At 62.2% G+C, this 13012-nt stretch carries 11 protein-coding genes and 1 pseudogene; 6 read left to right on the top strand and 6 right to left on the bottom strand.

Going from position 1 to position 13012, the window contains the following annotated elements; genetic code table 11:
• Nucleotides 1-196: 196 nt before the first annotated feature.
• From ACPPVP_RS42255 to ACPPVP_RS42245, 3 genes and pseudogenes are all read left to right on the top strand, one after another.
• A pseudogene (locus tag ACPPVP_RS42255) lies at nt 197-1047 on the top strand (M48 family metallopeptidase).
• Between the two features lie 318 nt (nt 1048-1365).
• Complete coding sequence (locus tag ACPPVP_RS42250) at nt 1366-2400, top strand: amino acid ABC transporter substrate-binding protein (protein ID WP_426529967.1); 1035 nt, start codon at nt 1366-1368, stop codon at nt 2398-2400.
• A gap of 17 nt (nt 2401-2417) precedes the next feature.
• On the top strand, nt 2418-3308 hold the full coding sequence (locus tag ACPPVP_RS42245; RefSeq protein WP_426529965.1) for a L,D-transpeptidase: 891 nt from the start codon (nt 2418-2420) through the stop codon (nt 3306-3308).
• A 9-nt stretch (nt 3309-3317) separates the two neighbouring features.
• Here the strand turns inward: ACPPVP_RS42245 and ACPPVP_RS42240 are convergent, their stop codons facing one another.
• Complete coding sequence (locus ACPPVP_RS42240; RefSeq protein ID WP_426529963.1) at nt 3318-5543, bottom strand: transglycosylase domain-containing protein; 2226 nt, start codon at nt 5541-5543, stop codon at nt 3318-3320.
• A gap of 146 nt (nt 5544-5689) precedes the next feature.
• Between ACPPVP_RS42240 and ACPPVP_RS42235 the strand changes: the two genes are divergently transcribed.
• On the top strand, nt 5690-6115 hold the full coding sequence (locus ACPPVP_RS42235) for a DUF1330 domain-containing protein (RefSeq protein WP_426529961.1): 426 nt from the start codon (nt 5690-5692) through the stop codon (nt 6113-6115).
• Between the two features lie 197 nt (nt 6116-6312).
• On the opposite strand, the gene ACPPVP_RS42230 is transcribed toward ACPPVP_RS42235, so the two are convergent.
• The 3 genes from ACPPVP_RS42230 to ACPPVP_RS42220 all read right to left on the bottom strand — a co-directional run bounded on the left by ACPPVP_RS42230 (nt 6313) and on the right by ACPPVP_RS42220 (nt 9546).
• Entirely contained in the window at nt 6313-7539 is a 1227-nt protein-coding gene (locus ACPPVP_RS42230) for an ABC transporter substrate-binding protein (protein WP_426529959.1), read from the bottom strand.
• Nucleotides 7540-7827: 288 nt separating this feature from the next.
• On the bottom strand, nt 7828-9051 hold the full coding sequence (locus ACPPVP_RS42225; RefSeq protein ID WP_426538352.1) for an ABC transporter substrate-binding protein: 1224 nt from the start codon (nt 9049-9051) through the stop codon (nt 7828-7830).
• A 132-nt stretch (nt 9052-9183) separates the two neighbouring features.
• Nucleotides 9184-9546, bottom strand: a complete 363-nt coding sequence (locus ACPPVP_RS42220; RefSeq protein WP_426529957.1) for a DUF1304 domain-containing protein — start codon at nt 9544-9546, stop codon at nt 9184-9186.
• Between the two features lie 67 nt (nt 9547-9613).
• Here ACPPVP_RS42220 and ACPPVP_RS42215 point away from each other — a divergent pair, with 67 nt between their 5' ends.
• Complete coding sequence (locus tag ACPPVP_RS42215) at nt 9614-10195, top strand: methylated-DNA--[protein]-cysteine S-methyltransferase (RefSeq protein ID WP_426529955.1); 582 nt, start codon at nt 9614-9616, stop codon at nt 10193-10195.
• A gap of 702 nt (nt 10196-10897) precedes the next feature.
• Here ACPPVP_RS42215 and ACPPVP_RS42210 read toward each other — a convergent pair.
• Nucleotides 10898-11287, bottom strand: coding sequence for a response regulator transcription factor (locus tag ACPPVP_RS42210; RefSeq protein WP_426529953.1), 390 nt, complete (start codon nt 11285-11287; stop codon nt 10898-10900).
• A 110-nt stretch (nt 11288-11397) separates the two neighbouring features.
• The gene (locus tag ACPPVP_RS42205; RefSeq protein ID WP_426529951.1) at nt 11398-12069 is read right to left on the bottom strand and encodes a response regulator transcription factor; all 672 of its coding nucleotides are present in this window, start codon (nt 12067-12069) and stop codon (nt 11398-11400) included.
• Nucleotides 12070-12618: 549 nt separating this feature from the next.
• Here ACPPVP_RS42205 and ACPPVP_RS42200 point away from each other — a divergent pair.
• Complete coding sequence (locus ACPPVP_RS42200; RefSeq protein ID WP_426529949.1) at nt 12619-12900, top strand: hypothetical protein; 282 nt, start codon at nt 12619-12621, stop codon at nt 12898-12900.
• Nucleotides 12901-13012: the final 112 nt, after the last annotated feature.

Genomic DNA, 13012 nt, shown 5'->3' with positions numbered 1-13012 from the left:
CCTCGGCGGCATCGATTCCGGGGCCTCCCGATAAGCTGCTGAATAGATTCAAACATTCCAATTTTGGGCCGAATCAAGGGGTGAGTTCAGACTCACTCCTTGAGGCCGGATTTGACCCCCGGTTCCAGGCAAAATTTCGGGTTCCAGCCCCTGCCGGTAGGGGTTATTTCGCTCTAAGCCCCTGTATATTGGGCAAATGATTTGTTTTTGCGCCGGGCGATTTAGATGAGATTCCCTTGGCAGCGGATATGGCAGAATCCGGGCGTACTCCTACTCCCCGGACTCCAAGACATGGCTACTCGCGCCCTCCTTTATCGGCGGCCCGCCGAACCCGCGACTCTTTTGGTCAAGCACGGCTCGCAAGTCTTTGCGATCAGGCTGCGCCGGCACCGCCGCGCGCGGCGTTATACGTTACGCATTCATCCAACCGACCGCGAAGCCATCCTGACCATGCCGCCGCGCGGTACGCTCGCGGAAGCCAAGGACTTTGCACAGCTTCATGGTGGCTGGATCGCCGCCCGTCTCGGTCGTTTGCCGAAGGCCGCACCGTTCCAGGCCGGCACGGTGGTGCCGCTGCGCGGTGTGCCGCACCGGATCGTGCATCGCGCGGGCGAGCGCGGCACGGTGTGGACCGAAACCCGCGACAGCGGCGACAAGATCTTGTGCGTAGCCGGCGGCGCCGACCACATGGACCGACGCGTCCACGATTTTCTCAAGCGCGAGGCGCGCAAGGATCTGCACAAGGCGTCGCTGGCCTATGCGGCGGATCTCGGCGTGCGGGTCAGGCGGGTGTCGATCCGCGACCAGTCGAGCCGCTGGGGATCGTGCACCTCGGCCGGCTCATTGTCGTATTCGTGGCGATTGATCCTCGCGCCGCCCTATGTGCTGGACTATCTCGCCGCCCATGAGGTCGCCCATCTCGTCGAGATGAACCACTCGCCGCGGTTCTGGCGGGTCGTCGGCCGCATCTGCGACCATGTCGAACGCGCCAAGCGCTGGCTCGACACCTACGGCAACGACCTGCATCGCTACGGGGTCGAGGATTAGCTGTTTCCGTCGTCCCTGCGAACGCAGGGACCCATACCGCGTTATCTATCGAGAAAGCGTGGGTCGCAGACGGTATGGGTTAGCCATATCGCCGTAGCTTGCGGAAGCGAAGTCGTCTTCGGTCGTGCCCATTACGCCGGCCACGGCGTATGGGTCCCTGCGTTCGCAGGGACGACGAACATTTCGGACGAGGTCCTATCTTCCAGACAGCCCCCATCCACCAGCCGGCCAGGCATTGGGAACCCTTCCGGTTGTGCTAGCCTGCGGACGTCATTTCGGCTCAAGAGCGTGTTAACCGCCACCGATTGCGAGATCCAAATGCGTGATTTCAAGAAGCTGCCTGTGCTCCTCCCGGTCCTCGCATTGCTGGCCTTTGTTCTTGCGGGCGGCCCCCCAGCTGGCGCGCAGACGCTGAAGGCGGTCCAGGAGCGCGGCACGCTCAATTGCGGCGTCAGCCAGGGGTTGCTGGGCTTCTCCAGCACGGACGACAAGAACATTTGGACCGGCTTTGACGTCGACATTTGCCGCGCCGTGGCGGCGGCGATTTTCGGCGATCCCGCCAAGGTGACGTTCATGCCGCTCGATGCATCCGTCCGCTTCGCGGCGCTGCAGTCGAACCAGATCGACGTGTTGTCGCGCAATTCGACATGGACGATGTCACGGGAAAGTTCGCTCGGCCTGATGTTTGCCGGCATCGCCTATTACGACGGCCAGGGCTTTCTGTTGCGCCGGGATGCCGGGATCGATACCGCCTTGCAGCTTGGCGGCAAGACGGTTTGCACCCAGACCGGCACCACCACCGAACTGAATGTGACCGACTATTTCCGTGCCAACGACATGGCCCTGAAGGTTCTGGCCTTCGGCACTGCGGAAGAGAGCCGGAAAGCCTATGACGAACGCAAATGCGATGTGCTGACGAGCGACGTGTCGCAGCTCTACGCCGAGCGCCTCAAGCTGTCGGCACCCGACAGCCATATCATCCTGCCGGAAGTCATTTCGAAGGAGCCGCTCGGGCCGGCGGTACGGCAAGGCGACGACCAGTGGTTCAACCTGGTCAAGTGGACGCTCTATTCATTGATCAACGCCGAGGAACTGGGCGTCAAGTCGGCGACGATCGACGATGCGGTGAAATCTCCCAACCCCAATATAAGGCGCTTGGTCGGCACCGAAGGTGAATTTGGCGAGCAGTTGGGCCTTGGGAAGGACTGGGCCGCGCGCGCCGTCCGCGCGGTCGGCAATTACGGAGAGATCTATGAAAGGAACGTTGGAACGCAGTCCAGGCTGAGCATCCCGCGCGGATTGAATGCGCTCTGGACCCAGGGCGGAATTCAATACGCGCCTCCCGTTAGGTAGTTATCAGGGGTCAGATCATGACCGTGGATTATTATTCGCTGCTGATGAAAGCGATTGTAGGCAAGGACGCGGTCGCGCGCGATCAGATCTACAAGGACGCCTTTAGCCTCATCACGAGATCCCACCTCACGCGCGAAGCCGCCGCATCTCATGCCGCCGCGCTCGAAGAGGCCGTTCGGCGGATCGAAGATGACATCGTCGCGGAGGAGGCGAACTCCACGGCGGCCATCAACGAAGTGTTGTCGACGGGCAGGAACTGGAAACCGCTCGCTATCGGCGCCTGCGCGGTGGCTGCCGTCATCGCCCTCGCGGCGTTGGTCTACGGCTTTGTAGCAACCAAAGGCCCCGCCATCGTCGCGGCCAGCGTGAATCCGTCATCGCCGAAAGCGCAAAGCGGGCGTGAAGATGTCGTCGTGGCGGATCTGAAGCCCGGCGTGGATGGCGGCTCTTCGGGCGAAGTCCTGCCGTTTGCGCTGCAGCGGCAAGTGGTGTTCTACCGCACCACCGTTGTTCCCGGTTCAATCGTGGTCGATCGGGAAAACCGCTTTCTCTATCTGATCGACGCCAACAATTCCGCGCGCCGCTACGGGATCGGAATTGCACAGGAGTGCCTGAAGGGAGGCAGCCTCTCTCGCGTCATGAACAAGCTTGAGTGGCCTGACTGGCGGCCTTCGGGTGCGAACACGAAGGACGCTGACGCGTTGCTGGCGGCGGCCGGCCGTCCCGGCAGTCTGTTGGGCGCACGCGCGCTGTTGCTGGACAAGCCCGGCCTGCTCATTCACGGCACCAACTCACCCAAGACCATCGGCCATCTGGTCGCGTCCGGATGCATCCGGCTCGTGAACGACGACGTCGAGGATTTGTACCGGCGCGTTTCGGTGGAAACGCGGGTCGTCTTCGCTAGCTAGCCGGGCGCTTTACCGCCCGAACAGCCGATCCACCAGCCAGCCATCCAGTCCCGCGGCCGGCTCGGGCCGCGCATTGGGATTGGGAGGCGGCGCCGAGGTTCTTGCCGGTGCTGGCCGATATCCACCGCCCTGCGGGACCGATGCCGGTTGGCTCGGCGCGGCGCTGACCTGCGACGCCGTCTGGAACAGGTTCGACATGAAGCCGCCGCGTTGCGAGTTCGGCAGGCCCGCCACTGGCACGCCCTGATGCGCCGTGCGCATGAAGCGGGTCCAGACTTCCACCGGCAGGCCGCCGCCGGTCGCCTTCTTGGTCGGTGAATTGTCGTCATTGCCGAGCCAGACGCCGGTGACGAGGTTCGCCGTATAGCCGATGAACCAGGCGTCGCGGAAATCCTGGCTGGTGCCGGTCTTGCCGGCGGCCATCCAGCCTGGAATCTCAGCCTTGCGCGCGGTGCCGGAGAGCAAGGTCTCCTGCATCATCGTGTTCATCATCGCGACATGGCGCGGCTCGATCACCTGACTGAGCTGGTCGGGCTGCCGCGCATACAGCACCTTGCCTTCATTGGTGCGGATCTTGGTCACGACATGCGGGGAGACGCCGAGCCCGCCATTGGAAAACGGCGCATAGGCGCCGACCAGTTCGATCACGGAGACTTCCGAGGTACCGAGCGCGATCGAGGGATTGGCTTCCAGCTTCGATGAAATCCCGAGCCGGTGCGCGGTCCGCACCACGTTCTTCGGGCCGACCTCGAGGCCGACCCGCACCGCGACCGTATTGAGCGACATCGCCAGCGCCTGCGTCAGCGTCACCGCGCCGAAATATTCGTGGGTGTAGTTCTCCGGGCGCCAGCCCTTGAGATCGAGCGGCGCGTCCTGGCGGATCGTTTCCGGCGTCAGGCCGCCTTCGATTGCCGTCAGATAGATGAACGGCTTGAACGCCGATCCGGGCTGGCGTTTGGCCGTCACTGCGCGGTTATACTGGCTGTCGGCATAGTTCCGCCCGCCGACCATGGCGCGCACCGCGCCCTCGGGCGTCATCGCCACCAGCGCGCCCTGGGTGACGTTGAATTTCACGCTCTTGGCCGCCAGCTCGTCGATGATGGCGGCTTCGGCCACGCTCTGCAGCTTCGGATCGATCGTGGTCTCGACCACGATGCTCTGGTCGATCTGGCCGACCAGATCGTCGAGCACCTCGCCGATCCAGTCGGCGACGTAATTGACCGTGCCGGCGCCGGCCGGCTTCACATTGTAGGAGGGATGGCCGATCGAGGCCTTGGCCTGGGCGGCGCTGATGAATTTGTTCTCCGCCATCGCCGCGAGCACGATCTGAGCGCGCGCTTCCGCGCCTTCCGGATTACGGTTCGGCGCCAGCCGCGACGGCGATTTGACGAGGCCCGCCAGCATCGCGGCCTCTGCGACCGTGACGTTCTTTGCCGACTTGCCGAAATAGCGCTGCGACGCCGCCTCGACGCCATAGGCGCCGGAGCCGAAATAGACGCGGTTGAGGTAGAGCTCGAGAATTTCGTTCTTGGAGTGCTTGCGCTCCAGCCACAGCGCCAGCTCCACTTCCTGCAGCTTGCGCGCCATGGTGCGTTCCTGGGTCAGGAACAGGTTTTTGGCGAGCTGCTGCGTCAGCGTCGAGCCGCCCTGCGACACGCCGCGATGCAGGACGTTGGCCACGGCCGCGCGCGCGATGCCGACGGGGTCGACGCCGTAGTGCGAATAGAAGCGGCGGTCCTCGATGGCGATGAACGCCTTCGGCAGATAGGGCGGGAGGTCCTTCAGCGCCACATTGGTGCCGGCCATTTCGCCGCGCGAGGCCAGCAGGCTGCCGTCGAGGCCAACAATCTGGATGGTCGGCGGACGCTTTGGAATTTCCAGCGACTGAATCGCCGGCAGGTGCGCGCCGACCCAGACCACGACGCCGATGATCGCGATCCCCGCCCACAGGCCGAGCACCGCGCCCCAATAGACCAGTCGGCCGAACCTGAACCGGCCGCGCGACTTCGCGCGCCGCTTGGCGCCGCTTTTTGCGGCGCGCGGCTTGCGCTCGCGCGGCGGCGGCTCGTCGTCGTCCTCTTCGGGCTTGTGCTTGGGCACTGATTTCTTCGGTTTGTCGTCGTCGGCGGCGGCCGGAATGCGATCCTCTGGCGAGAGGCGCAGGTCGGCGAGTGCTGCCGGAAGCCCGAACAGCGGCTCCTTGCGTCCGCCGCTCTTTTTCCGTCCCCACGCCATGACAAACGCCGTTCACACCCGTCCCGCCGCACGCTAGCGGGGCCTGTTTAAGGCTCGGTTACGGAAAGGTTAACGCCGGATTAGGAGGTGCGGCGGGCCCATACTAGTATGGCTGCAAACCGCAGCGTTCCCGGGGGAAGTTTTTCATGGGCCACGTCGATCCGACCAAAGAAGTGTTCGCGCAGTTCAGGGCCAACGACCGGCCGGGGCCCGTCCACATGCTCAACCTGGTTCGCTTGCGCGCAGAAGCCGCCTATCCCGACGGCCGCAAGGCGACGGGCGCCGAAGCCTACGCGGCCTACGGGCGCGAGAGCGGCCCGGTGTTCGAACGGCTCGGCGGCCGCATCGTCTGGCAGGGCAGGTTCGAGCTGATGCTGATCGGGCCGCAAGACGAGCGCTGGGACCACTGCTTCATCGCCGAATATCCAAGCGTCGCCGCCTTCGCCGAGATGATCCGCGATCCCGTCTACCGCGAAGCGGTGAAGCACCGCCAGGCAGCGGTCGAGGATTCCCGTCTGATCCGCCACGCCGTGCTGCCCGTCGGCAAGACGTTTGGCGAGATCCCGAAGTAGCGATCAATTCGTAGTTCGTAGGGTGGGCAAAGCGAAGCGTGCCCACCATTCAGACCGATGCTCGTCGAGGGATGGTGGGCACGTCGCTTCGCTCCTTTGCCCACCCTACGAAACTACAATCACCCACAAAAAATCGGCGGCCCCGAGGGGCCGCCGATCGCTTCTTTCCGCCGATCGTATCGATTGGATCGCAGCGACTAGCCCGCCGCGCCCTTGTCTTCGAGGATCGGGCCGAACAGTTCCCAACGCTCGCCGTTGAACTTCATCATCTGCAGCTGCTTGTTGACGCGGTAATCGTCCGACGTGGTGTTGACGGTGATGCCCGGCAGCAGCAGGTCGAGCTTGACGTTCTTCAGGCTGGTGGCCTGTTTCAACACGTTCTCGCGGGTCAGATTGTCGCCGCATGCCTTCAGCACATGGATCAGCAACTCCGTTGTCATGTAGCCGTAGGAGTTGAAGCTCGAGTCCTTGTCGCCGTCAGGATAGTACTTCGCCATGAACTCGAAATACCTCTTCATGCCGGGGTCATCCTTCCAGCTCGGATCGAGCGGATCCTTGCCGTAGTTGACGCTGATCACGCCCTTGGAGGCTTCGAGGCCCGCCGGCTTCATGACTGCGCCGACCGAGGTCGCGTTGATGTCGAGGATGTGCACCGGCTTCCAGCCGAGTTCGGCGATCTTCTTGATCGCCTGCGCCGCCTGCTTGGGCGTCGTCGCCGAGAAGAACAGGTCCGCGCCGGCGTCCTTGATCTTGAGGATCTGCGAATCGATGGTCGGATCGGAGACCTCGTAGGAGGCTTCCGACACGATCATCTTGGCCGCCTTGTCGCCGAGGCCGGCCTTGATGCCGTTCTGATAGTCCTTACCGAGGTCGTCGTTCTGATAGAGGATTCCGATCTTGGCGTTCGGATATTCCTTCAGGATGTACTGGCCGTAGATACGCCCCTCGACGAAGTAGTTCGGGTTGAAGCCCATCGTCCACGGGAAATTCTTCGGGTCGGTGAACTTCGACGCGCCGGTCGCGGCGAACAGCTGCGGCACCTTCTTGGAATTGAGATATTTCTGCACCGCCGCGTTCGAGGGCGTGCCGAGCAGCTGGAACGTAAGCAGCACCTCATCGCTCTCGACCAGCTTGCGCACCTGCTCGACGGCCTTGGGCGGCGAGTAGGCGTCGTCATACTGGACCAGATTGATCTTGCGGCCGTTCACGCCGCCCTGATCGTTGATCATCTTGATGTAGGCCGCCTGCGTCTTGCCGATGGTGGCATAGGCGGAGGCCGGTCCGCTGAATGGGTTGGTCTGGCCGATCTTGATCTCGGTATCGGTCGCGCCGGTATCGTATTTTTTCTGCGCGTAAGCCGACGACGCCGACAGCGCAACCGCAAGCGCCGTGCCGGTGACCAGATGGAAAATACTCTTCTTCATTATGCTGCGTTCCTCATGGGTTTATCATTAAGCCGATGATCTTGCCGCGGCTTCGTTTTGCCGGCGGACGTCATCGCTGCCACAATAGTGGCGGATGCCATGTTGCAACGCAAGGCATCCAAAAGCTGGGGGTTCGGTATCAGGTTCCGCCTGCTCAAAAAGAATCCACACCTGGTGTCAGCCGTAAAATGATGCATGGGCGCGCGGCAGGACATCACGGGACTCTAAACAAAGCTGCCGGCTTCCTGGGTGACGCCGACGGCTTCAGTCCTGAATCGGGGCAGGGCGCTAACCGGCTGGTCCGGCATCCTCGATGATCGGGCCGAACAGTTCCCAGCGCTCGCCGTTGAACTTCATCATCTGCATCTGCTTGTTGATGCGGTAGTCGGTCGGCGAGGTGTTGGTGACCATGCCAGGCAGCGACAGGCTGCCGGTGGCGTTCTTCAGGCTGGTCGCCTGCTTCATGAGGTTCTCGCGGGTGAGATCGTCGCCGCATTGCCGCAGGATATGCACCAGCAGTTCCGCAGTGGCATAACCGTAGATGTTGACCGTGTTTTGCTTGTCGCCTTCCGGATAATATTTGTCCATGAAGGCGAAATAGGCCTTCATGCCGGCATCGTCCTTCCATTGCGGATCGCCGGGATCCTTGCCGTAGGCGGTCGAGATGATGTCCGTGGAGATGTCGAGGCCCGCCGGCTTGAGCGTGGCGGAGATCGGGCTCGCATTGATGTCGAGGATGTGCACTGGCTTCCAGCCGAGGTCGGCGACCTTCTTGATCGCCTGCGCCGCGAATTTCGGCGTGGAGGCGTCGTAGAGCAGGTCGGCGCCGGCCGCCTTCAACCTGACGATCTGCGAGTCGATGGTCGGATCGGTGAGCTCGTATGAGGCTTCGGCGACGATCATCGTCGCCGACTTGCCGCCAAGCGCTTCCTTCAAGCCGGTGATGTAGTCGCGGCCGAGATCGTCGTTCTGGTAGAGGATACCGATTTTCGCGTTGGGGTGGTTCTTCAAAATGTATTGCCCGTAGATGCGCCCCTCGGACTGGTAGTTGGGATTGTAGCCCATCGTCCAGGGGAAGTTCTTCGGGTCGGTGAATTTCGATGCGCCGGTCGCGGCCAGCAACTGCGGCACCTTCTTGCCGTTGAGATATTTCTGAACGGCGGCATTCGACGGCGTGCCGATGATCTGGAAGGTGAACAGCACCTCGTCGCCCTCGACCAGCTTGCGCACCTGCTCCACAGCCTTGGGCGGCGAGTAGGCGTCGTCATACTGGATCAGATTGAGCTTGCGGCCGTTGATGCCGCCCTGCTCGTTGATCATCTTGAAATAGGCGGCCTGCGTCTTGCCGATGCCGGCATAGGCCGATGCCGGGCCTGAGAACGGAACGGTCTGGCCGATCTTGATTTCGGTATCGCTGGCGCCGGTGTCGTATTTCTTCTGTGCATTGGCCGGCGATGCCAGCGCGATCGCAACGGCTGCGCCCGCGAGCCAGTGGAACATGCCACTTCTCATCATAAAGAAACCTCCCATTATTGCTCGACGATCATGTCAGGCCATCGGTTAGGATGGCCGGCGGTCATCGTTATCAGGGAGTGTGGCGGAACGGATTTGGCAACGCAAGGCAGTGCCGGGTAGACGAATGTCCTACGCAAGCCACAGCAGGACCAGCGCGAGCGCCGCGGGTGCGGCCTGTACGTAGAGGATCCGGCGGCTGACGGTCGCCGCGCCATAGGCGCCGGCCACGATCACGCAGAGCAGAAAGAAAATCTTGATCTGGAGAGCGAACGTCGGATTGGGGTGGAACAGGCCCCAGATGAGCCCCGCGGCGAGGAATCCATTATACAAGCCCTGATTGGCGGCCAGCACCGCCGATTCCGTCGCCTTCTCGATCGAGTTGCGAAAAGTCTTCAAGCCCAGCGGCTTGGTCCAGAGAAACATTTCGAGAATGAGAAAATACACATGCAGCGCGGCAACCACCGCGACCAGAACATTGGCGATGAAGATCATGTTGCGGTCCCCCAACCGGCAGCGGAATTCGGGTGGACGCTAGCACGCGTCAGGTGAAAAGTGCGGCATGCCTGCGGATATTTTTACGGGAATGACGATGCCAGAGAGCTTCAATCTCGACCGCCTGACGACGCCGATCGGGACGGCGCTATTGATCACCGACGCGGATGGCCTGCTACGTGCGCTGGACTGGGAGGATTACGAACCGCGCATGCAGCAGTTGCTGCGCCTGCAGTATGGCGTGGTGGAGCTGAAGATTGCGCGGGCGCCGCGTGAGCTGCGCGCCGCACTGACCGGCTATTTCAAGGGCGACCTCGATCGCCTTGCCGCGATCGGATGGCGTGTCGCCGGCACGCCGTTCCAGCAAAAGGTCTGGAACGCGTTGCCCAAAATTCCCGCCGGCTCGACGCTGAGCTATGGCGCACTCGCCGCAAGACTTGAGATGCCGCGCGCCGTTCGCGCCGTCGGCCACGCCAACGGCTCGAACCCGATCAGCGTCGTCCTGCCCTGTCACCGCCTGATCGGCGCCAACGGTTCGCTGGTGAAGTACGGTGGCGGGCTGGAGCGCAAGCGCTGGCTATTGCAGCATGAGGGCGCCCGGATTCAGGAAAGGGCGCGGATCGATCGAGTGACTGAAAGTCGCGCCTGAGGATCCGGCATACGCTAATCGAGGCTTCGCGTGTTTCGCATGTCCCGCACGATATAGATGAACACAAGGATCGTGGGTGCCCAGGCCAGTATCGCTCCCACCATCATCGCCTGTACCGTCGTCATGATCGCTCCTTATGTCCTCTCCGCCCCGCGGCTGGGTCAGCTTCTTTCCGCGACCGACGGTTCAGGACATTTGTAGAGCCATTTCCAGTAGGCCCGGTTGCGATCCAGCTGCCGCTTGTAGATCTCGCGGCACTTCGCCGAGCAAAATTGCTCGAAATACCAGCTGCGCCGGACCAGCCCGAAGGGGCGCTTGCACTCAGGATTTCCGCAGCAATTTGTCATGACGCAGCCTCTGCGTTCGCCCGCCGCATCCAGCGAATGAAGTTTTCCTGGCCCCGATAGAGGCAAAGCCGTCCGCAGTAGTATTCACGTGCAAGAGAAATAATCTTGGGATCTTCACTGTCGCACTGGGAACATCGTGGTTCTGTACGCATGGCGACCTCCTTCTGAGGAATTGCCGGTACCGATCAAATTGTGTGCTGCATTTTATCGGCCCTCGCTCACTCGAGGGGCGCGACGATGGCCGGAGTCTTGCGCCAGTCCCCGGCCGCGATCAACTTGTCCAGATGGTTGGCGGGGTCATCCTTGGGTATAGGCGGCCCGCAGCGCATCAACACAAGCCGCCAATCCGATCGGGTCATTGGCCGGTCGCCGCGCCCTTGCCTTCCAGGGCGGCGTCGAGGCACGCGATCAGGGCTTCCCCGTCGAACGGCTTGGTCAGAAAGCAGACTGCGCCAGCCTTCAGAGCGCGCGCACGGTCGCTCTCGACGGCGAAAGCGGTGAGGAAAATGAACGGCAGGCTGTGTCCGCGGGCAAGCAGGTCGGCCTGCAATTCGAGCCCGCTCATGGTCGGCATTCTGACATCGGCGATCACGCACGATGTGTCGCGGAGGTGGGACGATCGCAAAAACTCCTCGGCGGACGCGAACGTATGCACGGCGTAGCCAAGCGATCTCACGAGGTTGTGGGTCGCGGCGCGAACGGACCCATCATCGTCGATGACCGAGATTACCGGTGGGTTGGACACAGCGGTCCTTCCTGGAACAGCGTCCTTCCTGGAGACGACCGGAAGGTGTCTCTTGCTGTACAGCCGCGTAGTGGGAGAGTGCGTCCGAAATCAGAGGCGGAGAATCATACTTAGGTTTGCGGCCCGCCGGGCGCGGGCCCGATTCCGAGCATCTCGGCCATCCTCACCAGGTCGGGCAGCGATTTCGCGGCCATTTTTCGCATGATGTGCCCGCGGTGTATCTTCACGGTGATTTCGGCAATGCCGATTTCGGCGGCAATCTGCTTGTTCATGCGTCCGGCGGTGACCAGCGCCATTATCTCCAGCTCCCGAGGGGTCAGGGTCGCGAAACGCGTATGCAGGCCGGAGAGCACCCTGGCTTCATCGCGGCTGACCCGGTCGCGTTCGATTGCCATGGTGACGGCATCCAGCATGTCCTGGTCGCGGAATGGCTTGGTCAGGAAGTCGACGGCGCCGGCCTTCATGGCCCTGACCGTCATCGGGATATCGCCATGACCCGTCATGAAGATGATCGGGATGCGAATATCGGCCTTCGCCAACTCGGCCTGAAAGTCGAGGCCGCTCAGGCGGGGCAGCCTGATGTCGAGGATCAGGCAGCTGGCAACGTTCGGAAGCGTGCTCTGCAGGAACTCGTGCGCCGAACCGAACACCTCGACCCGCAAGCCCACCGAGCGGAAAAGATTGCTCAGCGCGTCGCGCATCGATGCGTCGTCGTCGACAACGAAGACGACCGGTTCCTCGGCGCTTGCGTGGGGGTGAGGCGATGCTGGGCGGCCGCTCACGTGCTGTCCTCCCGCATCGCCAACGCCAGCATCATGCTGCCCAGCAGCCATTGCTCGGCTGAGCGCCAGGATATCATGGTCTGGTTACGCTTCATCGGCAGCATCGTTCGGCCACTTCCGGGCCCGCTGCGTCGCTAGGTGATCTCTGTCATCAGCGGCGACAACGTCGCCCTCCCAACAGGCGGCATACTAGCAGCTTTTGGACGTCCGGAGGATATTCCGGTGGGACATAATGATCCGGACCGGTCGTTGCGTGGAGTGATGCGCCCGGGAGTGCCGCATGCCGATCGCCTGCCGCGATCCCAAACCTCGGTATGATGCTGCCAACCGAACGTAATGTGTGGATCAACCTTCGTTCAATGGTCCGTTGGGTTTCAATGATGAAGCCTGTCGGGCAAGCGCGATGGCGCCAGAACTTTGTGGAATTGCCCTGCGGAAAAGGTTTTTGCGCGCGATCTTCAACCGGACGTCTTGTCGCACGCAAACATCTCGTTGCAGTTGTCAGACCCGTAAACCCAGCGCGCGTCGACCGCAAATTTGGGGATTGATATGCCGAAAGACCGCCTGCACTTGATCCTTTGCTGTGATGACATCGGATCCGAAGCCAAGTACCGGAGATCCGACGGCAGCTTCCAACCTTACGTGATCGATGGTGGCGCCCGCGCAATCGCGGTGCCGGCAGCGGACCCATGGCAAGCTTTGCTCGAACTGTTCGATATGGGTCTTCTGGTTTCGCGGACAAATTATCTTGCCTTCGTGGGGGCGGGGTTAGCGGCTCTCGAGCATTACGGTTGGGCTGATTTGCAAACGGGACAAGCTGACCAGCGATAGTGCGTTTGCTGTCAACGCCTGATCGGCCCCGCCGGCCCGAGAAGCGCGGCCATGTCAGGTGAATAGAAGTTGCGGATTCCGGCTACGTATGCGACGCTCTGTAGCATTTAAG

Source organism: Bradyrhizobium sp. McL0615 (assembly GCF_049993905.1).
Taxonomy (GTDB): domain Bacteria; phylum Pseudomonadota; class Alphaproteobacteria; order Rhizobiales; family Xanthobacteraceae; genus Bradyrhizobium.
The sequence above is the reverse complement of the archived record's forward strand: the minus strand, read 5'-3'. Positions and strand labels throughout refer to the sequence as shown.

Excerpts from the sequence above, each read along its gene's own strand:
- ACPPVP_RS42230 (WP_426529959.1), bottom strand. The coding sequence starts at position 7,539 with ATGAAGAAGAGTATTTTCCATCTGGTCACCGGCACGGCGCTTGCGGTT.
- ACPPVP_RS42245 (WP_426529965.1), top strand. The coding sequence starts at position 2,418 with ATGACCGTGGATTATTATTCGCTGCTGATGAAAGCGATTGTAGGCAAG.
- ACPPVP_RS42235 (WP_426529961.1), top strand. The coding sequence starts at position 5,690 with ATGGGCCACGTCGATCCGACCAAAGAAGTGTTCGCGCAGTTCAGGGCC.
- ACPPVP_RS42220 (WP_426529957.1), bottom strand. The coding sequence starts at position 9,546 with ATGATCTTCATCGCCAATGTTCTGGTCGCGGTGGTTGCCGCGCTGCAT.
- ACPPVP_RS42225 (WP_426538352.1), bottom strand. The coding sequence starts at position 9,051 with ATGAGAAGTGGCATGTTCCACTGGCTCGCGGGCGCAGCCGTTGCGATC.
- ACPPVP_RS42215 (WP_426529955.1), top strand. The coding sequence starts at position 9,614 with ATGCCTGCGGATATTTTTACGGGAATGACGATGCCAGAGAGCTTCAAT.
- ACPPVP_RS42240 (WP_426529963.1), bottom strand. The coding sequence starts at position 5,543 with ATGGCGTGGGGACGGAAAAAGAGCGGCGGACGCAAGGAGCCGCTGTTC.
- ACPPVP_RS42250 (WP_426529967.1), top strand. The coding sequence starts at position 1,366 with ATGCGTGATTTCAAGAAGCTGCCTGTGCTCCTCCCGGTCCTCGCATTG.
- ACPPVP_RS42200 (WP_426529949.1), top strand. The coding sequence starts at position 12,619 with ATGCCGAAAGACCGCCTGCACTTGATCCTTTGCTGTGATGACATCGGA.